Genomic DNA, 19,007 nt, shown 5'->3' on the forward strand with positions numbered 1-19,007 from the left:
TCGACCTCGTATTGAGTCAGGATGTTGTTGCACCCTGTACTCAGCAGTTTGTCGACGATCGTTACAGAACTTATTGAAAACTTGCACCAGTTTTCCGAAACAGCTTAGGAACTAAGACTTCGGGCGAATGAATTCAACTCGTCGTCAATGGCGTCGGCCCCGGTTTCGTCGATTGTGTCTGCGATCACTTCTCTCAACAGCTCACGAAACCGCTTCCGCAATCGAAAAGCCGCAACCTTCACAGCAGTCTCGTTCATCGCAAGTGACTCTGCTATCTGCTGATACGGACGGGCTGTCTCTTTCTGAGTCAGATGGGGGAGAAGTCTTTCAAACAGAGGTTCCTTCCCCTTGCTGCGATAATCCTGTCGAAGCTGTTCGACGACCTGTTCGAGAATTGTGAGTGCCCATTGACGCTCAAAGAGTGCTTCGGGAGTGACTTTCTCAACGGGTTCATGTGAATACCGCTCTTCACCGACAGCTGCATCGATTGAGAAAACGACGCAGCCTCCGCCGCGCTTCTGTGCGTTTTCACGCCGTCGTTCATTCGAAAGAAAGAGCTGAAACGACTTCAGAAGGAACGATCGAAACTTACCCTTCGCAGCCTCCGCTTTTGAGATCAATGCCCCGCTCAGAAGTTCGGAAAGAAATCCCTGCACCTGTTCCTGGGCGTCCGCCGATTGAGAACCTCGCCGCCGCGCGAAGGCGTAGAGTGGATACCAGTAGATCTGACACAGCTCCGCCAACGCGTCTCGAGACTCCGCGGACGCCACTCCGCGATCCGCCGACCGAACGAGAGTCCAGCGAGTCGTTTGAAACGGCACCGGACTGGCAATGTCTGTCGGCACGACTGCGCCTCCACGATTTCGAAGAGCTTCCCATCGAGGAAAGCTCTTCGCAGATCACCTGAGAGAGTTAAGGGTTTGCTACAAAACGGTATCCGGTCCCACGCACTGAGAGCAAGTGCTTTGGGTTGGCAGGATCGGATTCGATGTACTTTCTCAGTCGAAGAACGAAGTTATCAATCGTCCGCGAGGACACGTCCGCTCCCTGCTCCCAGACGTCCCGTAAGATCCTCGACCGCGACAGGACATCTCCTTCGTGCTCAATGAAGTATCTGAGAAGCTGCATCTCCATGGTCGTCAACTGATGTGTCTCTTCCCCACAGACAACTTCGAAAGTCTTGAAGTTGATGTGCACATCCTGAATCTGAAATTCGTCAATCTCCGTCGCATGTTTCACAACGAGAGGGGCACGCGGACGACGCAAAAGATTTCTCACACGGCTGAGCAACTCCGGCAATGCGAACGGTTTGGTCACATACTGATCGGTCCCGCAGTCGAACGCATGCATTTTGTCTTCACTGAGATTTCGGGCACTGAGCACAATAATTGGCACTGATTGGTCACGTTCCCGAATCTCCCGACAGATTTCGTATCCGCTCATTCCGGGCAACATCAGGTCGAGAACAACGAGGTCGACCTGATGCGAATTTTCCTCGAAATACGCAAGTGTCGACGGACCGTCTCCCAGCACGACCGGGTCATACCCTTCAGCTTCGAAGTTAAAGCGCAGCCCGTTCGCAATCGCCTCTTCGTCTTCAACAATTAAAATTCTCTTTGTCTCGCTGGCCATAGCTGCATATCTATCATCCGGAAATTTTCGCGGTTCGTCTCTCGTATTCTCTATCTGAAGCGATGTTTCGGCAAGTGCTATCAACCGTTGGAATCTCTCAGGAAGGCGCTCCTCGATGTGATGACCCGCCCGGGATTCGAGAGGCGAAGACAAACCGCCACAGCGATTGATGCTGCTCCTTGACGTTGTCAAACGAATTGTGAGACGATCTCATTCAACCCCCAGCGTTCCCTCTGTCTCACCCCGCCTCTGAGGAGCCCTAAGTGATCAGACCGAAATACTTATCGAGTCTTGCACTGCTCATTCTAACCTGCGGTTCTCTGCATGCTGTTGCGTCGGACCCTCTCAGCCCGATGGACTCAGCACAGAAATTTCAACTCGACGCAAACTGTGACATTCAACTCGTTGCGAGTGAGCCGGATGTCGTCGATCCGGTTCACATGGCGTTCGATCCTGACAACCGACTCTGGGTTGTCGAAATGTCCGACTACCCCAACGGACCGGATCCGAATCAACACGGTCTTTCCAGAATTCGAATCCTGACAGACTCCGACGGAGATGGACACTACTCCGACCCGAAACTCTTCAAAGAGGGTCTCCTTTTCGCCAACGGACTGATGTTCTGGCAAGATGGTGTGATCGTCACAGCGAACGGACAGGTTCTGTTTCTTCGTGATCAAGACGGAGACGGTTTGTGCGATGAGACTCAAATCTGGTTCGAAGGTTTTGCAACCGCGAATCCACAGCTGCGGCACAATCATCCGCAACTCGCACTCGACGGATACATCTATATCGCCAATGGACTCCGAGGCGGAGAGATCATCCCCGGACCGGATGCCCCGTGGGAAATAGACTTACAAGCGAATCCACTTTCGATTGCCGGGAGAGATTTCCGTTTCCATCCGCGAACCGGCGAATACGAAGCGGTCGCGGGGATGAGTCAGTTCGGACTGACATTTCTCAATGGAGACCGATTCGTTTGCACGAATCGCAACCCCGCACGGCAGATCGTCCTCGAGAACGATCAACTCACTCTGACTCCCGGATTGGTCGTCGATCGTCACTACGAAGACGTTGCCCCTGCCGGAGAGAATTCCGTCCTCTATCCGATTTCCACTACCTGGACGACGTCGAATCTGCACGCGAATCAGTTCACGGCCGCCTGCGGAGTTCAAGTTTATCCCGACCATTCTCTCGGTGCACAATTTCACAAAGCCATCTTCACTTGCGATCCGACCGCGAACCTCGTTCATTGCACACGAATTCGTGAAGCGGGACCGACCTATCGAGACATCCCGGACGACAGTCAACGCGAGTTCCTTGCCTCAACGGACTCATGGTTTCGCCCGGTCAATCTCGCTCTCGGTCCGGACGAGGGGCTTTACGTTGTCGACATGTATCGCGCCGTCATCGAACATCCTCAATTCATGCCCGAAGAATTGAAGGACCGGCCGGATCTTGTTCTCGGTCGAGACCGCGGTCGAATCTGGCGGATCGTCGGAAACCAATCGGAGAAGTCAGCACCGACCGAATTCCAACAGGCGAACTCTCAACCTTCCACACAGTCGCTGCTTGACTCGCTGATCATTGACCAAGCGATATCAACATCGTCCTGGGAGAAAGAAACCGCATTTCGGCGACTTATCGAGAAGAATGATCCGCAAACCCCTCAACACTTGCGGAACCTTCAGCAAGACCACCAAGTCGATCCACTCTTCGCCGTTGCGATTCTGAATTCTTTCAACGCAGTTGAACTCGAAGACATGAAACGAGTCCTCAATACAAAAGGTGGCCCCGGTCTCACACCGTTCATCGTGAACGTCGGGGCTGAACGCTTTTCCAATTCCCCGGAGTGGTTCGAGCTTGTGAATTCTCATCTTGAGTCGTTCAGCGAACGCGCTTCGAACGAACAACCGCTCACGTCTTCCAACATTCGCAAGCAAGTTTTTGCGACGCTCGGGCGAATCCGATGGAGAGACCTGACATCCGCCAATCAGGACTTCATTCTGAACTCTCTCTTCGCAAACGATGCAGACGACGACGCAGAATGGATCGCTGCGTTTCTGGGTGTCAGTGCGAGATCCGACTCCGGAGAGATCCTTTCGAAACTTCTCGAACTCGAATGCCATCCTGAGAAACAGGAAACTCAGATTGTCGTGCTGAACTCGCTCGCTGCACTCTTCGCTCGACAATCGACCACCGAAGAAGTCGAAGAGAGACTGACGCAGACACTTCAGAGTTCAGAGATCACCTTACAGCAGAAGCTGGCATGCGTTGCAGGAATCTCCAAGGGACTGAAAGGCGGGTCCCGAGCAACTCGAGCATTGCTTGAAAAAAGCAACGAAGCACACTTCACCCAACTCGTTGATGACGCATGTGAACTGTTCCTGGAAAATGATCCTCGATCGAAGGTCGATCCGATGATCTGTCAGGTTCTGGGATTGGGAGTAGATTCGGCGTCGCTTCAAATTCTCGTCGACGCAACCGCTTCGGGACACGCTCAAAGGGCGTCCTCTGCGCTCGCTGCGATCTTCAACCGTCCCAGCGAACAACTTGTCCCGACGCTCTCGACTCTCTTGCCTCAACGACGAGGGGCCATTCGCCGTCAGATCCTGCAACAGATGGCGCGATCGACATCGCTGGCAGCATTGCTGCTCGATGAGCTTGAGTCGGAAGGTGTTCATCGAATGGAGATCGACGACTCGCTGGAACGTTCGCTTTTGAGAATCGGAGATGAAGCCCAGAAAGCCCGTGCGAAGGAACTTCTTCGACGTGAACCACCGGCTGACCGAGTGAGCGTGCTCGCGGAGTATCGGCATTGCCTGCAACTTGAAGCGAACCCGTCGCACGGAATGAAGATCTTCGAACAACAGTGCGCAACGTGTCACAAAGTCGGTTCAATCGGCGTCAATGTCGCTCCCGACATTTCTGATTCCAGAACGAAGACGCCCGATTTCTTTCTGATGAACATTCTCGATCCGAACCGAGCCATCGATGCCAACTACTTCAGCTATACCGTTGTTGATACATCGGGGAGAATTTACACCGGTATTCTGGCATCCGAGACCTCAGCAGCGATGACTCTCAAGCAACCCGAAGGCAAGACGATCTCGATTCCGCGCGATGAGATTGAGCAGGTCAAAAACAACGGAGTCTCACTGATGCCGGTCGGACTTGAAAGAACCATCAACCCGCAACAAATGGCCGATTTAATTTCGTTCCTCAAGAACTGGCGTTACCTCGATGGACAAGTCCCGTCCGAAGTCATCAAGCCACTTCAGCCCGGCCAATAACGTTTGCTGCGAGTGCAACACTCTTCATCACTGAAGAAAAAAGACGACCCAGCGCGGGCGATTCCCGCGTTGGGTCGTGTCATTGAATTCGAGAGAAGCAATCAAGCGATGCTTGTTATTCCTGCTTCTCGAGGGAAACCGGATCGATCGTCTGCAATGGCTCAGAAGCCAGTTGAGTTCCCGTCGCATCCGGAGCTGCAAAGGTGATGATCTTTGGAATCTGCGTGTACTTGACCGCAGCTTGTCCCGTCGTGGAGCTGCTGATCTCTCCTTTGACGTTTCCGCTTCGGAATGGACCGGCACCCACAACGAACCAGTTGTTGTCTTCGGACTGTGCGAGCGCCTGACCGCCGGTACCGAGCGCAATCCCTGTGCCTGTTTCGAAGGCCACGAGACCAATCTTCGCGGTCCCTGACTGTTTCTTTCGTTCAGCGAATCGCACTTCAGGCAGAGTGACGACTCCAGGCAGAACAATTTCCGGAACACCGATGAATGAATTCGACGAAGCTGTCCCGACAGCACCTGTTCGAAGTTCGACGGTGATCTCGCTCTGATCGGCAGAATCGACCAGTCGAGCACCGGACTGAAGGATGCGGTGCCGGACCGAAGCGATCACGTAACTCTTGTCGACACAGTCCGCGTACTTGTCATTCAGAAAGACCGCATGACCACGAAACGGCCGAAAGTCGATCTTGTCGAGCGACTGATCCACCGCGTTTGTGATCAGTAGCTGTTCGGTTGAAGTTCTTGCTGTGTTTGACGTTGTGGCTGTCGCACAGCCCCAGCCAGAGATCAGGACCAGCGACAAAAGTGAAACTCGAAATGAAACCATCGGACTCCTCCTCCGTCACGATATCGAATCGTGAGAGTGACCCGCGAATAATGAATGGGGGATGACGTTGCTTGAGTAGCAGGGGAAGGGAGAGAGATTTCGTGACTAGCCGACAACTCCGAAGTCTGTCAAGCTAATTTTCATCGCACTTTTGGATTCGAATATCCGCCCGTAAAGAGATTCGGGGCCCTCACAATTTATGAACAGATTTCCCCCATACACCTACATTCCCGGAAAGAATCCGCATCCGATTTCCGATCCGGCCGGACATATGCACGGAGATTCAAACGAGCCCGGAATGGATCCTCGGTCCCTGTTTCAACGTGCGCTCGAACTCTTCAATCATGGCTATTACTGGGAAGCTCACGAAGCTTGGGAACATGTCTGGATTGAGTACGGCAAGCAAGGACCACAGGCGGACTTCATCAAAGGATTGATCAAGCTCTCCGCATGTGGAGTCAAATGCCTCGAAGGAAACAGGACCGGCGCAGAACGACATCTCCGGCGAGCTGTTGAATTGCTCGATCTCTCGCAATCGGTCAAAGACTCAATCGACTCGTTCGGAGTTTCAATCGAGCGACTTCGCCAGCAAATCGCGACTCTCGAAACGAACCTGCCGATTCAGGACTCCGAACTCGATCCGGGTCCCGTTCTTCCGATCCTCGGGACGATTCCCGTGTCGGGTCGATCAAACAATTGAACGAAGTGTTACGCCTGCCACATGTACCGTTCGAAGTCAGGACCGCAGACTTCCAGATCGATAGTCCCTTCGCTTGGAATGCGATTGACCGCTTCTCCGTTCTGCATGAGTTCGACTGCAAAGTGCATTCGGTGACCAACCTCGACTCCGAGGTCCGATTTGGGAATCGAAACTTCAAGCACTTTTCCGATTGCCGCAGTCACGTTTGAGTTCGCAACGACTTCGTTTTCACGAACAACCGACGTCTCGATCGAACCGTTCATTTTGATTTGAACTTCAATTCCGTACGGTTCCACGAATCGAACTCGCATCTCTTCGTAATCTTTCAGGTCCGACTTCGCCGCGAGAATCGTGTCGCATCGGAGAAGGAATCGTTCCTGATCGAAGCCGAAATACAGATCGGTGATCGCGCTGTCGGAGACCATTGTCATCGTTCCGCGTTCACTCCCAGCTTCATAATGACCGGCATTTAACCATTCAAAGAAGCTGATGCGGCCATCAACCTTGACGTTGAGAAGTGCCTTCGGTTGAGTGTGCAGATGCTTCCGCTCCGCATGGGTCACCGGTTCAAACATCACCGACGGCGGCATTTCACCGAGCAGGGTATAGACGTTTCGAAGGTGCCGCCGAAAGAGTTCATCGAACAGGTCATCCTGACCGGAATGATGATCGTCTCCGTACCACCAGTACCAGTCACTCCCCTCAGCGATCATCAGTTCCTTCCACGCTTCCTGAATCGCTTCAGGAGCGAAGCGGCCAGACTTTTCGGCCTTCTTCAAGAAGGAACGTGTGATGTGAACGAGATCCCACGCATCGCGATCTTCCTGATGTCCGATCCAGATATAGAAGTCGTGATTGATCCAGCTACCCGCGAAGAGTCGATTGATCTTCTTTTGCGGCGGATGCTTGGCGAGGAACTCGCTGACGCGAACCGAATTGACTTGAGGATCGGTAACCGACTTTCGATACAAGCTGCGAAGAAATCCGACGCCGCCGTCCGGGAAGTATTCCCAGCAGTTCTCGCCATCAAGCACGATCGGCACGAATGCCGGTTGATCCGGATTATGTTTTTCAACAGCGTGAGCGATCCCTTTCACCTTGGCGAGCAAATCATCCGCTGCCCAGTTTGGATCGTTCCGCTGATAGTGAAATCCGATCAAATCACTGAGTCCGTGGTCACGGAAGATAATGCTCAGCGACTCCCCTTCACTGCTCACCTTCCACGGTTGATACAACAGCTCCGGGCGATTGACATTTCCGTGAGCGTCTCGATGGACAAAGTTATCCGTTGAGTGTCCCAGAATCTCTTCGTCGGTCGCGATCCACTCGATGCCCACGTCAATGATCGACGCGAGAATGTCTTGCGAAACGGATCCTTCAGACGGCCAAAGCCCTCGCGGTGGTTCGCCGAACAGCTTTGTATGGTACGCGACCGCTTTCTCCAGATGTCGTTTGACATCTTCTTTGTAGCTTTCGGTGTATTGCGGCATCTTGCAGCCGGGCATCGCTTCTCGCGCAGACTTCTTATCCCAGAGCAATGGAAGAATCGGGTGATAGAACGGAGTGGTCGTGATCTCCACTTGCCCGCCTTCTGACAACTCGCGATGCAATGGAATCACTTCCGCAACAAGCTCTCGCTGCCGGTCCAGCAGCCAGTTCTTTTCGTCTTCCGTCCAGTCTCGCCCCTTGGCTCGAAACTCGGTCAGATCGGTATCTCGCTCGAAGACGAGTTCGTGAATCCAGGTCAGATTGTTCCAGACCTGCAGGTCCCGCAACTCCTGTTTTGTGAATCGCATCAGAGCGATCTCAGCAGAGTCCCGACCCAAGCCTCGCTTTTGAAACAATTCATGATATCGCGGATAAATGCGAATCATGCTTTGCTCGTTCGCCATAAAGAAGTTGTCGAGCAAATAGCAGGCGTGTTCCTGATCGAGACTGTCTGCCGGCATTCTCGAAACTTTAAGGTGCCGGTCGACGTGACCGTTTTCGTAGCGTTGAATCTGCTCCAGCAAACTCGGAACGAGATTAATCGTGCAATGAAATTCTGGAACCTCCTGAATGTGCATCGCCATCCCGAGGTAGTCTTTTGTGGCATGCAACCGCACCCACGGCATCAGAGTTTCATCGGCGACATCATCCGGGTAATACGGTTGATGCTGATGCCAGAACAACGCAAGCGAGACAGGTTTCATCGGGAACACTTCATGAGGATCAACGTCACGCTGCGACTCAACTCTTGCAGCGATCCAAAACAAAAACTCAAACGCAACACACTGTTGCTCATCGAAAGGAACCCATCGTGATCATCGAGCTGACAGCTTCTCGCTCATCACGAATCTGATCGAACGCGATCCAAGGCTCGTTCGTAAACGTCAATATAGTTCCGGGCGCTCCCCGACCAAGAGGAATCTTTCCGCATTCCATGATCGACGATCTTTCTCCAGTCATCACGGAAGTGCTGATACAGGCCGACGGCTCTCCAGACGGTGTCCAGAAATGCATCTCCGTGATAGTGGTGAAACTGAAATCCGTTGGCGGTCCCGTTTGCGAGCGTCTCCGAATTGGTGTCGACAACAGAATCGGCCAACCCGCCCACGGCATTCACGATTGGTGGCGTTCCATAGATCAAGCTGTACTGTTGATTCAACCCGCACGGCTCAAACTGGCTGGGCATCAAGTACGCATCGGCTCCCGCTTCAATGCGATGAGCGAGGGCATCGTCAAAGCCGATCACCGCTGCGACTTTCTCAGGATGCGACTCCTGCAGCCCGCGGAGATAATTTTCGTGTCTCTCTTCACCAGTTCCCAAAACGACGAGTTGCACATTCGCCCCGAGGAACTGGCCAGCCTTGAGAGTGATTAAGTCCAACCCCTTCTGGTCGGTCAGACGAGAAATCATTCCGAACAGCATCGCCTCTGGCTTCTCGGGAAGCCCCACTTCTGTTTGAAGGGCTGCTTTACAGCGTGCTTTCCCTTCTTCAACTGTGTCGGCGGAATACTGCGTCTCGATACGGGGATCAATTTCGGGATTCCAGACAGTCATGTCGACGCCGTTCAGAATCCCGACGAGATCGTCCCCACGGTATTCGAGAACGGGATCGAGTCCGTATCCGAATTCGGGGCGACAAATTTCTTTCGCGTACGTCGGACTCACCGTCGTCACCTGATCCGCCATCGCGATCCCGGCTTTGAGGAGATTCAAATGTCCCCAGAATTCGAGCTGACGCCAATTGAAGAACCGGGGATGAATCCCTGTGTTCATCATCTGCCAACTCGGAAACTGCCCCTGAAACGCCATGTTGTGGATCGTCATAACGGTCCCGACATCCTGCAACGGACCGCCTTGTTCACGGCTTTGCAGAACGAGCGCGGGAATCAGACCGGTCTGCCAGTCATTCGCATGAATCACATCCGGTATGAAAAGCGTTCGTGCCAATTCGACAGCTGCCCGACTGAAAAACAGAAACCGTTCCGCATTGTCGGCGTAGTCGCTTCCCCCTTCGACATACAGCCCGCTGCGATCAAAGAAACTCGGGCAATCGATTAGCAGGACCTTGACGAGATCTCCGGGAAGGCGAGTCTCATAAACGGTCGCTTCAATCGTGGTGCTGGGAAAATCAATGCGGACTTCCCCAACAACACTGCCGCGCTGGTCTTCCGGGATGAATCGCCGATAACAGGGCATGACCAGCACAACTTCATTGCCTGCCTCAGCAAGAGCATTCGAAAGCCCGGAAGCCACATCCGCAAGCCCACCCGTTTTCGCGAATGGAACCGCTTCAGAAGAAACCATCATGATCCGCATCGAAAGCTCCTGAGATGGCCACAAGTAAATCAGATTTTGGTCTGACGATATTACGAAGGAGAACGTAACGCATTACCGTCCGAAACTCCAATTCCGACCGACGTTGATCACTCGAATCCACCAATCCTGATCATTACAGCGAATTCAGATCGACGTTCTCCCCTCTGAAATCTTCTGAAAGATGAGCGAAGCGAATCTCTGCCAAGTGGGGAGACCGAGTTCATCAGCCGTCGCTTGTGAGTCAGCGGTCGCCAACGTATGCTCGATAGTGAGTTTTTGAGTTTTCCTCCCTCCCACCAACTCCCTGGAGCTTCTTCCCATGAAGACACTTCTTCTCGCCGCCACAACGGCCACATTCTTACTCAGTTCGACATTCGCAAACGCTGTGGATGTGACCTTGAACGTTGGCGATCAAGCCCCCAGCTTCGTCATTCAAGACGATACCGGTGCCAACTGGAACTCAGACAAGCACTTCGCAAACAAAACCGTCGTCGTTTACTTCTATCCAGCCGACATGACCGGCGGATGCACCAAGCAAGCCTGCGGGTTCCGCGATGATCTCTCGAAGCTGGAAGGCGAAAACGTTGAAGTCGTCGGCGTGAGTGGCGACTCAGTTCGCAATCACCAACTCTTCAAGAAGGCTCACGACCTCAACTTTACACTTCTCGCTGATCCCGATGGCGTCGCTGCCACTGCCTTCGGAGTCCCATTCACGAAAGGCGAAAAATCGATTACCCGTGAAATTGATGGGAAAGAAGAAGTCCTGACTCGCGGCGGAACAGCAAAACGCTGGACGTTTGTCGTCAAGAACGGAAAAGTTGTCTACAAGGACGACAAAGTCAACGCGGCTGAAGACAGCCAGAAAATTCTCGCAGCCATCGAAGGCCTGAAGAAATAACACGACGGCGTTCGATCGAACACGCTGTTCGCAGTGATCTCGTTCACTCGTCTCGAACTCCGTTGCGTGCATCTCATTCAATTCCTTGAGATGCCCGCACGGATTCGAGAAGCGAACGACGCTCAGATACTCATTCACATCGTTCACACTATTGAGTCGCTTCTTATGATACGTTTGCTGACCACACTCTGCCTGTTCTCCCTGTTTGTTTCCGAGTCATACGCTCAACCTAACTTCGTCATCTTTGTCGCTGACGATATGGCATGGGACGACTGCGGCGCCTATGGTCATCCCAACATCAAAACTCCGAACATCGATCAACTTGCCGAAGAAGGCATGCGCTTCGATCGCGCGTATCTGACATGTTCGTCCTGCAGCCCGAGCCGGTGCTCGATGCTCACCGGTCGATATCCTCATTCGACCGGCGCTGGCGAGTTGCATTTACCACTGCCTGCCGATCAAACCCTTTTCAGCACACCACTGAGAGAAAAAGGCTATTACACCGCTTCGGTTGGGAAGTGGCATCTTGGGGACGCCGCCATTTCGCAAATGGACCTCGTGAAACAAGGAGGAGGTCCAGGCGGAGAAGGTGACTGGGTAGACGTTCTTCAGAATCGCCCCAAGGACAAGCCGTTCTTCCTGTGGTTGGCGGCAACCGATCCTCACCGAGCGTATCGTCCGGGTGCCATCGATCCTCCGCACACAACAGACGACGTTCGTGTCCCGCCCATCTTTCCGGACACAACTCCGGTTCGCGAAGATCTTGCCCTGTACTACGACGAAATCGGTCGCTTTGACGAATACATTGGGAAAGTCCGAGACGAACTCAGCAGTCAAGGTGTTCTCGACGAAACCTTCATCCTCGTCATCAGCGACAATGGACGACCGTTTCCTCGCTGTAAAACGACCGTGCTTGAAGACGGCGTCAAAACACCATTCATCGTCCGGTATCCGCCGATCGTCAAGCCGAACCAATCGACAACATCCATCGTGAGCACCATCGACATCGCCCCGACCGTTGTTGAACTGGCCGGAGCCGAGCAACTCGATTCCTTCCAGGGGAAGTCATTTGTCCCGGTTCTTCGTACTCCAACAATTCACTCACGACTCTCCGCTTACTCAGAACACAACTGGCACGACTATCGCGCGTTTGAACGAAGTGTCTGTACGAGCAAATACCGCTTCGTTCGGAACTGGGCTCCCAGCCTCCCTGCGACTCCGCCAGCTGATGCCGTTCGTTCGCCAACGTATGACGAAATGAAACGACTTCACGCGGAGAAAAACCTCGCTCCCACTCAAAATCTGATTTTCGACACACCGCAACCGGAACGTGAACTTTACGACGTCGTCAACGATCCTCATTGCCTCGTGAATCTTCTGACAGATGTTCCGAAGACCTCGGAAATCGAACGGATCGCGCTGGAACACGAAGGCATGTTGAATCAGTGGCAACAAGACACCGATGACTCCTTCCCCGGGTTCGACAAACTCACCCCGGACGGATTTCACCGTGTCACAGGCAAACGAATTCCCGGCGTTGGGGCTCCTCATCCGTCATTGAAAAAGTGACCCCGATGCATCACCGTTCAGTGTGCAATCCCCCCGTCTTTCAAGAGTGGAGGTCAGTCGATGCATTTGCAATTTCGAATCACCCGTTTTGTCTGTGTCTCCCTCTGTTGTTTTGCGAGTCTGAGCGCATACGCTGAGAACGAAAATAACAAGCTGCAATTCGACGGATCCGAAGCACACGTTTTCAAAACGATCGGTGACGACGAACTAAAGATCCATGTCTTCCAGCCTCCGACTCCGTCAGAAGCCCCGCGTCCTGCGATTGTGTTCTTCTTCGGCGGAGGTTGGAAAGCAGGATCACCGAAGCAATTCGAGCAACATTGTCGCTATCTTGCAGAACGCGGAGTGGTCGCGATGACGGCTGATTACCGGGTCTCATCACGACACGGAACGAAAGCCAAAGAAGCAGTCCAGGACGCCAAGTCGGCAATGCGATGGGTTCGAAACCATGCCGACGAACTGAAGATCGATCCGAATCGCCTCGCTGCGGGAGGAGGATCCGCCGGCGGTCACCTCGCCGCTTGCACAGCGACGATTTCCCAATTCGATGAACCGGGAGAGTCCAACGACGTAAGCTGCATCCCGAATGCGCTCGTCCTGTACAATCCAGCCGTCACACTGGCTCCGTTCGAAGGAAATCAACCGCTCTCAAAAGACAGGGTCGACCGTGACGGGACTCTCGAAGAGCGAATGGGAACGAAGCCCGAAAACCTCTCGCCAGCTCACAACATCCGGTCCGATCTTCCTCCAACAATCATGTTTTTCGGAACAGAAGACTTCTTGCTCGACGGGGCGAAGTTCTTCGAAAAAGAGATGCTCGCATCAGGCAACCAATGCGAACTCGTCCTGTACGACGACTATGCCCACGGCTTCTTTAACTACGGCAAGCACGAAAACAAACCCTTCGTCGCCACTCTCATCGCGACCGACAAGTTCCTGAACTCACTCGGCTTTGTCGATGAAAATGAACATGTCGAGGAATGGTTGTCGAAGCAATAAACCGTGTGCTCAGTACGCTGTGCGATGTGCTCGACTGAAGACCTTCGGGATGGAAGGAACCCGTGAATCCATTCCCTCCTTTGTCGAAGTGAAACGGGATTCTCCGAGACAACAAATGGTTCACTTCAGTTTCCAGCGAGCCATCCGCAAGACAGCTTTGGACTGATCTGCCGGTTTCTCATACCAGACAGTCAAAAATGAGCCATCTTCAAGTTCGACTGTCGATGGATATCCCAAATCGCCGGAAGCCCCGTCATCACTGATCGTCATCGGCTCGGACCATGATTTCCCGTTGTCGTCGCTGATTCGTGCCTGATTCCCGTACGGGCGGCGACGATATCCGTAGGTCATCAGCAATCGCCCATCGCTCAGTTTTGTGAGATGACTCGGAAGTCCCCACACACCGATCGACTCCGGCACCGACCACGTCTTCCCCCCGTCGGTCGAGACACTCTGAAATGTTTCGTGATGATTTTCTGAATTGTGATTTCGAATGTGAACGACAATCGTTCCATTCTCAGCCTCGACAGCATGCAGTTCGTGATAGTGATTCGGATCATCACCTTCTCGGGCGGGAATCTCCGCAAGCCATTCCCACGTCACTCCATCGTCCCCGGAAACCGCCACGCCCACGCGACGGTTCTCCTCCCACAACTGCTTCCCGGCGTAAAGAATCCTTCCGTCGGAAAGCTGAATCGGACCATGCGGACTACTGACAAGACAGTCGTACTTCGCCGACCAGTTCAAGCCTTGATCCTCCGAACGCAACATCCAAGTCCCGAGTTCTTGCTGTCGCTCTTTCTCACTCCAGGCCCATCCCTCCGCTTTCCAGCGGTCGAGACGAGACGAGTCCCACGTGCGTCACGTTCGGCTTTCTCAATAATCGGTTCGTAGGCCAAAGAAGAAAACGTTGTGACCAGAATTGCGCCTGATGCCGTCTCCAGAACGCCAGCGTCGCGATCATCAATTGCAGAATCGAGAAGTGTCCGCGGCCAGCTCCAACTCTTTCCATCATCGTCAGATGTCATCCACTCGACAGTTCCGAATGGACCGACATGTGCCTCTCGACGTCCCGACCAGACAAGCAACAATCGACCAGATTTCTGACGCGTGAGCGTCGGCCAGCCATGATAGAATTCAGGCTGTTGACTGATCGTTCGGACAGAAAGAATTTCCGCAGCAGGAGGGTCTGCAAAAGCCTGACCCGTCAAGGTCATGAGAATGATTGCCACACTGCAGGCAATCAAGGGGATTCGTCGTTTGCTGAACTGGTTCATGCAAGAATTCTGATCACTCCGGCACAGCAATACAACCGACTGCCAGCGACGACATTGAGCTTCACTCACACACGCTTTCCAATGGACACAAAAAGATGTTGAATTGTGGACTCAACGAGTGGTTCAACCACTCCCACCAGAAATTGTGAGTCAGTGAAGCATCAACGTCGACGTTCGATCATGCCATTGCCATCGCCTCTAACCGTCCCAACGAATGGATCACGAGAGACTCAGCACAGCACAATACTCATAAGACGATCTCCAATTCGGAGTGAGTTACGCCTCGCAATTTCCGAGTGAAACCACATCCGGTCCACAGCAACCAGCTTCAGCGTAGAGATCGTCTTTCGCATCCGCTTCGAGAACACAAAAGACTTCCCACTTGTGGCCGTCGGGGTCGACAGCCCACACCTTATCCTGAACCGCGTAGCAACAGGTCGTCCCTTCTTCGGTGATGGTCTCGATTCCCGTCTTCTGAAATCGTTCGATGGCAGCATGGACATCGACCACAGACTTCACCTGAATTCCAAAGTGCGCGGAACCTCGTTCAACCTGAAACGACTCTTCCACTTCGTTCAATGTCAGATTCACTGAAGGGTCCGTCGGCTCAAACTTCGCGTAACGTGCTCGCTCTTTACTGGGCGAACACCCGAGAAGCACCTGATAAAAAGCCTTCGACTTTTCGATATCCGTCACGTTCAAAGCAACGTGCAGACGAAAGTTGCCAGGAAAGTCGACAGCGGATTGAAGAGACATGTTCAGACTCCTTGTGAAACAGAACTGAGGTATTCAGAAATCTTCTGTTTGATTTCATCACGAATGCGACGAAAGACTTCCAACTTCTGTGCTTCGGTCCCGGTTGCATCGGCGGGATCTTCAAATGGCCAATGCAACACAGACTTCGCCCCGGGAAAGACGGGACACGACTCCCGGGCGTTGTCACAAACTGTGACAACCAGATCAAAAGCTTGATTCTCAAATTGCCCGACCGACTTGCTCTCGTAAGACGAAATATCGATGCCCAGTTCACTCATCGCTTCAACAGCCAATGGATGCACATACCCGGACGGCTTCGAACCCGCCGAGTGCGATTCCCAGAGTGCTTCCGCCATCTGAGATCGGCACGAGTTTCCCGTGCACAAGATGAGTACGCGCTGCATTTCACTCCCCCCTCAGGGATTCAAATTTCATTCCGCCCGATACCAGCCACCAAGACTTCACAGCGACTGAAATCAACGACTGACGATTGCCTCACTCACCGGTTTCATTTTCCAACCACGACAGAATTTTCTGCTCGATTTCATCGCGAACTTCGCGAAACGCATTCAACTGCTCTTCTTCCGTCCCCTCGACCGCTGCCGGATCTGGAAACGGCATGCAAAGCGTATTGAGTGCAAATGGCCAAACTCTTGGACAGGATTGCTCCGCCTGTTCGCAAACGAAAATCACATGACTCGCGGAGACCTTCCCGAGATACTCGCTCAACGATTTCGAACGATGATTGTCGAGACTGATTCCCACTTCGTTCATCACTTGAATCGTGAATGGATGGATTCCCTTGGGAGCCAGCCCGGCACTACACGCATCGAAATGGGCCTCACCATGTTTCCGCAGAAACGCCTCCGCCATCTGGCTGCGGGCAGAATTTCCGGTACACAGAAACAGCACAACAGGCTTCTCAGCAACGAATGGCTTAATGGTCACATTGCCATATGTAGTGGTAAATTTTTTTATTGAACCGCTTCTTGCCGAGACGACAAATCAGTCATCAGCATCGTTTCCAGACATGAGAAGAACCCGTCCAGGCAGCCGCACCGCAGCTGGTAGTAACTCAACGAACCTTCTTTGCGAACCGTCACCAGCCCGACATCTTTCAGCACCGCCAGATGCTTGGAGACCGTCGACTGATCAGATCCGACCTCATTCGTCAAATCACCAACACACATGTCTTTCTTCTGAAGAAGATCAAGCATCAGCAACCGACTCGGATGCGACATCGCCTTCGCGACCTTCGCCCGTGCTTCGTATCGTGCTCGCTCTTTCTCATTCATGGTCATATTGCCATGTTATCATCGACGCCCATCCCAGTCAACATCCAACGAATCCTACCCAAACCACCACAAACCAGAAAGAAGACTTCGCAACCAAAGAAGCCCACACCCGCTACCACTCACCCAAAAACATCGCCACATCCAGAGAAACGACCGGCGAGTGCCCTTCCCGCAACGCATTCACCGTCGACGCAGGAGTCAAAACACTTACGGACTCATCGAGACCACACGAAACCGGAACTCGGTACCCCTCATGCGACCACGGAAAAAGCGTCTGACGGAACCAAAGATGCGGCGATTCACTGTCTGAATATCGCACAAACACCCCGTCCGGCAGTTCACCAAGCACGCATTGAAATGTTCGCTTCGCCCGCTGATTCGTGATTCGATCACGGTGCAGATGCTGGTCAACCTCAGAGATCCCGCACTTCTCTGCAAGCCCCAATTCCGAGTTCCCACGCACTCACGCAGCTTTAAAATCTACAAACCGGTCCCGCCGACACTCTCCACACGGACGATGCCCAGACGCAAATGCCGTCGCCTCATCCAGAAAGAAGAGTTCTGTATATTTCCCGGGCTCCATCAACGCCCTTCTCCGACCTCGAAACTCCGTTTCACAAATGATCCATCGCTTCTCCGAACAGAATTGCTTGACAAGATTTCGCTCACACCCGTGAAGACACCCTCGATTCCCCATAAACATCCCACGAGCCGAAACAGCCTCAATCACACTTTCCGGCGTCACCCGATTCTGAAGCGGCACTCAACAACTCCTTCTTGATCGTACCTTTGATTCAAACGACCACCCGATAGACGAAACGCGTCCCGCTCTTTGTTTTTCAACACCAGGTCGCCTCGTTGATCTCCAGCTTCTGCAACACCTCAGCCAGCGATTTCCTGCCGCCAACATCGCTTGCCCCTCCTGCAACAGCTTCACAATCTGCTCAGGCTTACGTCGTCGTCGCTTCGTCATCAAAGTCTCCTCGAACCAAAATCGGTCGGTTGACTCTCATAACATCTGGATCAGAAAATGGGGAGCACGCCAATAAACGCTTGCAGCGTTTCCCGCTCCATCGTTTCAACCTGTTGCGTCTTCTGTAGTGTTTCCTCATCGATGTAACCTTCGATGTTGTCACGGATGATCTGCTTCAGTTCTGCCGGTTCGATGGCTTCTGTTTCGACGCAGCCCCCGCTGAAGTTCTTCGCCCGCGAATCTCCGGACTTCGGGGGACGGCTCAAGAGGTGATATTCTTCGATCTGTTGTTCTGTGACTGCGATCCGATCGAAGTAGATCACAGCTTTCGGAGCGTAGCGCCTCAGTTTGGTTTGGATGTCTTCATTGATCGACAATCCGCTGGGATCGTAATCGCCGACATAGAGGATTTGTGTCGGCTTGCAGATGTTGACCTGATTGCGAACTCGAGTCTTCGCCAGTTCATCTTGAACGGCTTTCAGTTTCTTTGGCCCAAACTCTCCGACTTTCGTCGTGCGAAACATCTTCACCAGAACCCGAAGCACAGGCCGATAGTTTCGCACTTCACCGGGACTGTAGTAATCCTGCGCGTGTTGCTTCAGATACATCACCGTCAATTGACCGACAGTCGTCGTCGCAGCCGGTGCCGCATTTAATTCTCGCCAGTCAGCAATGGCTTGATCGTAAGCGTTTCGGCTTTCAGAAGTGCCGTAGGCCCCGAAGTAGACAACCCGCCCGTTGATCGTCGCGTAGGCTTGCCCGGTTGCTTTGTGTTTGGAGTATCTTGGAGTTCGCGGCATCGTGATTCCCCTTGCGTTTTGATCACGACTACAGAAACAAATTCTGTAGTTAGAGCCTATCCGGAATCCTCTTCATGCTGTAAGTCGGTATTTGAACGGAGCTTGGTTGGGTGAAGGAGCTAAGCGGCGGAGCATGCGACCAATGGAAGCCACATAGATCATGGCTTCGCTCGATTTG

At 53.0% G+C, this 19,007-nt stretch carries 18 protein-coding genes; 5 read left to right on the forward strand and 13 right to left on the reverse strand.

Annotated elements, in window-relative coordinates; translation table 11 throughout:
- Positions 1–104 precede the first annotated feature (104 nt).
- Together KOR42_RS10050 and KOR42_RS10055 are read right to left on the reverse strand one after the other, a co-directional pair.
- A complete protein-coding gene (locus KOR42_RS10050) occupies positions 105–845 on the reverse strand; it encodes an RNA polymerase sigma factor (RefSeq protein WP_146509331.1) in 741 nt (246 codons plus the stop codon).
- A 67-nt stretch (positions 846–912) separates the two neighbouring features.
- Entirely contained in the window at positions 913–1,632 is a 720-nt protein-coding gene (locus tag KOR42_RS10055) for a response regulator transcription factor (RefSeq protein ID WP_146509333.1), read from the reverse strand.
- Positions 1,633–1,895: 263 nt separating this feature from the next.
- On the opposite strand from KOR42_RS10055, the gene KOR42_RS10060 reads away from it, so the two are divergent.
- Positions 1,896–4,925 carry a PVC-type heme-binding CxxCH protein gene (locus KOR42_RS10060; RefSeq protein WP_146509335.1) on the forward strand — a complete coding sequence of 1,010 codons (3,030 nt, stop codon included), beginning with the start codon at positions 1,896–1,898 and terminating at the stop codon, positions 4,923–4,925.
- A gap of 115 nt (positions 4,926–5,040) precedes the next feature.
- On the opposite strand, the gene KOR42_RS10065 is transcribed toward KOR42_RS10060, so the two are convergent.
- Complete coding sequence (locus KOR42_RS10065; protein ID WP_146509337.1) at positions 5,041–5,757, reverse strand: DUF6655 family protein; 717 nt, start codon at positions 5,755–5,757, stop codon at positions 5,041–5,043.
- A gap of 199 nt (positions 5,758–5,956) precedes the next feature.
- On the opposite strand from KOR42_RS10065, the gene KOR42_RS10070 reads away from it, so the two are divergent.
- The gene (locus tag KOR42_RS10070; protein ID WP_146509339.1) at positions 5,957–6,457 is read left to right on the forward strand and encodes a DUF309 domain-containing protein; all 501 of its coding nucleotides are present in this window, start codon (positions 5,957–5,959) and stop codon (positions 6,455–6,457) included.
- A gap of 8 nt (positions 6,458–6,465) precedes the next feature.
- Here the strand turns inward: KOR42_RS10070 and KOR42_RS10075 are convergent, their stop codons facing one another.
- Positions 6,466–8,649 (reverse strand): glycoside hydrolase family 57 protein, encoded by a 2,184-nt coding sequence (locus KOR42_RS10075; RefSeq protein ID WP_146509341.1) that lies wholly within the window; start codon positions 8,647–8,649, stop codon positions 6,466–6,468.
- 137 nt (positions 8,650–8,786) lie between these two features.
- Entirely contained in the window at positions 8,787–10,262 is a 1,476-nt protein-coding gene (gene glgA / locus KOR42_RS10080) for a glycogen synthase GlgA (protein ID WP_146509343.1), read from the reverse strand.
- Positions 10,263–10,581: 319 nt separating this feature from the next.
- Here glgA and KOR42_RS10085 point away from each other — a divergent pair, with 319 nt between their 5' ends.
- The 3 genes from KOR42_RS10085 (at position 10,582) to KOR42_RS10095 (ending at position 13,728) form a co-directional block, all read left to right on the forward strand.
- Entirely contained in the window at positions 10,582–11,160 is a 579-nt protein-coding gene (locus tag KOR42_RS10085) for a peroxiredoxin (RefSeq protein WP_146509345.1), read from the forward strand.
- 165 nt (positions 11,161–11,325) lie between these two features.
- Positions 11,326–12,729: a sulfatase family protein gene (locus KOR42_RS10090; RefSeq protein WP_146509347.1), complete on the forward strand. Its 1,404-nt coding sequence runs from the start codon at positions 11,326–11,328 to the stop codon at positions 12,727–12,729.
- 60 nt (positions 12,730–12,789) lie between these two features.
- Positions 12,790–13,728 (forward strand): alpha/beta hydrolase, encoded by a 939-nt coding sequence (locus KOR42_RS10095; protein WP_146509349.1) that lies wholly within the window; start codon positions 12,790–12,792, stop codon positions 13,726–13,728.
- Between the two features lie 120 nt (positions 13,729–13,848).
- On the opposite strand, the gene KOR42_RS26535 is transcribed toward KOR42_RS10095, so the two are convergent.
- The 8 genes from KOR42_RS26535 to KOR42_RS10135 form a co-directional block, all read right to left on the reverse strand.
- The gene (locus KOR42_RS26535; RefSeq protein WP_197441030.1) at positions 13,849–14,499 is read right to left on the reverse strand and encodes a sialidase family protein; all 651 of its coding nucleotides are present in this window, start codon (positions 14,497–14,499) and stop codon (positions 13,849–13,851) included.
- Positions 14,472–15,005: a hypothetical protein gene (locus tag KOR42_RS26540; RefSeq protein ID WP_197441031.1), complete on the reverse strand. Its 534-nt coding sequence runs from the start codon at positions 15,003–15,005 to the stop codon at positions 14,472–14,474. The genes KOR42_RS26535 and KOR42_RS26540 overlap by 28 nt, the downstream gene beginning before the upstream one ends.
- 276 nt (positions 15,006–15,281) lie before the next feature.
- A complete protein-coding gene (locus tag KOR42_RS10105; protein WP_146509351.1) occupies positions 15,282–15,761 on the reverse strand; it encodes an ArsI/CadI family heavy metal resistance metalloenzyme in 480 nt (159 codons plus the stop codon).
- 2 nt (positions 15,762–15,763) lie between these two features.
- Positions 15,764–16,165: an arsenate reductase ArsC gene (locus KOR42_RS10110; RefSeq protein ID WP_146509353.1), complete on the reverse strand. Its 402-nt coding sequence runs from the start codon at positions 16,163–16,165 to the stop codon at positions 15,764–15,766.
- 91 nt (positions 16,166–16,256) lie between these two features.
- A complete protein-coding gene (locus KOR42_RS10115; RefSeq protein WP_231740834.1) occupies positions 16,257–16,709 on the reverse strand; it encodes an arsenate reductase ArsC in 453 nt (150 codons plus the stop codon).
- Positions 16,710–16,735: 26 nt separating this feature from the next.
- Positions 16,736–17,056 carry an ArsR/SmtB family transcription factor gene (locus KOR42_RS10120; RefSeq protein WP_146509355.1) on the reverse strand — a complete coding sequence of 107 codons (321 nt, stop codon included), beginning with the start codon at positions 17,054–17,056 and terminating at the stop codon, positions 16,736–16,738.
- Positions 17,057–17,168: 112 nt separating this feature from the next.
- Positions 17,169–17,519: a hypothetical protein gene (locus KOR42_RS10125; protein WP_146509357.1), complete on the reverse strand. Its 351-nt coding sequence runs from the start codon at positions 17,517–17,519 to the stop codon at positions 17,169–17,171.
- Between the two features lie 560 nt (positions 17,520–18,079).
- Positions 18,080–18,829, reverse strand: a complete 750-nt coding sequence (locus KOR42_RS10135; RefSeq protein WP_146509361.1) for a hypothetical protein — start codon at positions 18,827–18,829, stop codon at positions 18,080–18,082.
- Positions 18,830–19,007 lie beyond the last annotated feature (178 nt).

The sequence above is a fragment of the Thalassoglobus neptunius genome (assembly GCF_007859735.1).
Lineage (GTDB): Bacteria > Planctomycetota > Planctomycetia > Planctomycetales > Planctomycetaceae > Thalassoglobus > Thalassoglobus neptunius.

Excerpts from the sequence above, each read along its gene's own strand:
- KOR42_RS10055 (WP_146509333.1), bottom strand. The coding sequence starts at position 1,632 with ATGGCCAGCGAGACAAAGAGAATTTTAATTGTTGAAGACGAAGAGGCG.
- KOR42_RS10065 (WP_146509337.1), bottom strand. The coding sequence starts at position 5,757 with ATGGTTTCATTTCGAGTTTCACTTTTGTCGCTGGTCCTGATCTCTGGC.
- KOR42_RS10070 (WP_146509339.1), top strand. The coding sequence starts at position 5,957 with ATGAACAGATTTCCCCCATACACCTACATTCCCGGAAAGAATCCGCAT.
- KOR42_RS10075 (WP_146509341.1), bottom strand. The coding sequence starts at position 8,649 with ATGAAACCTGTCTCGCTTGCGTTGTTCTGGCATCAGCATCAACCGTAT.
- glgA (WP_146509343.1), bottom strand. The coding sequence starts at position 10,262 with ATGCGGATCATGATGGTTTCTTCTGAAGCGGTTCCATTCGCGAAAACG.
- KOR42_RS10085 (WP_146509345.1), top strand. The coding sequence starts at position 10,582 with ATGAAGACACTTCTTCTCGCCGCCACAACGGCCACATTCTTACTCAGT.
- KOR42_RS10090 (WP_146509347.1), top strand. The coding sequence starts at position 11,326 with ATGATACGTTTGCTGACCACACTCTGCCTGTTCTCCCTGTTTGTTTCC.
- KOR42_RS10095 (WP_146509349.1), top strand. The coding sequence starts at position 12,790 with ATGCATTTGCAATTTCGAATCACCCGTTTTGTCTGTGTCTCCCTCTGT.
- KOR42_RS26535 (WP_197441030.1), bottom strand. The coding sequence starts at position 14,499 with ATGTTGCGTTCGGAGGATCAAGGCTTGAACTGGTCGGCGAAGTACGAC.
- KOR42_RS26540 (WP_197441031.1), bottom strand. The coding sequence starts at position 15,005 with ATGAACCAGTTCAGCAAACGACGAATCCCCTTGATTGCCTGCAGTGTG.
- KOR42_RS10105 (WP_146509351.1), bottom strand. The coding sequence starts at position 15,761 with ATGTCTCTTCAATCCGCTGTCGACTTTCCTGGCAACTTTCGTCTGCAC.
- KOR42_RS10110 (WP_146509353.1), bottom strand. The coding sequence starts at position 16,165 with ATGCAGCGCGTACTCATCTTGTGCACGGGAAACTCGTGCCGATCTCAG.
- KOR42_RS10120 (WP_146509355.1), bottom strand. The coding sequence starts at position 17,056 with ATGAATGAGAAAGAGCGAGCACGATACGAAGCACGGGCGAAGGTCGCG.
- KOR42_RS10135 (WP_146509361.1), bottom strand. The coding sequence starts at position 18,829 with ATGCCGCGAACTCCAAGATACTCCAAACACAAAGCAACCGGGCAAGCC.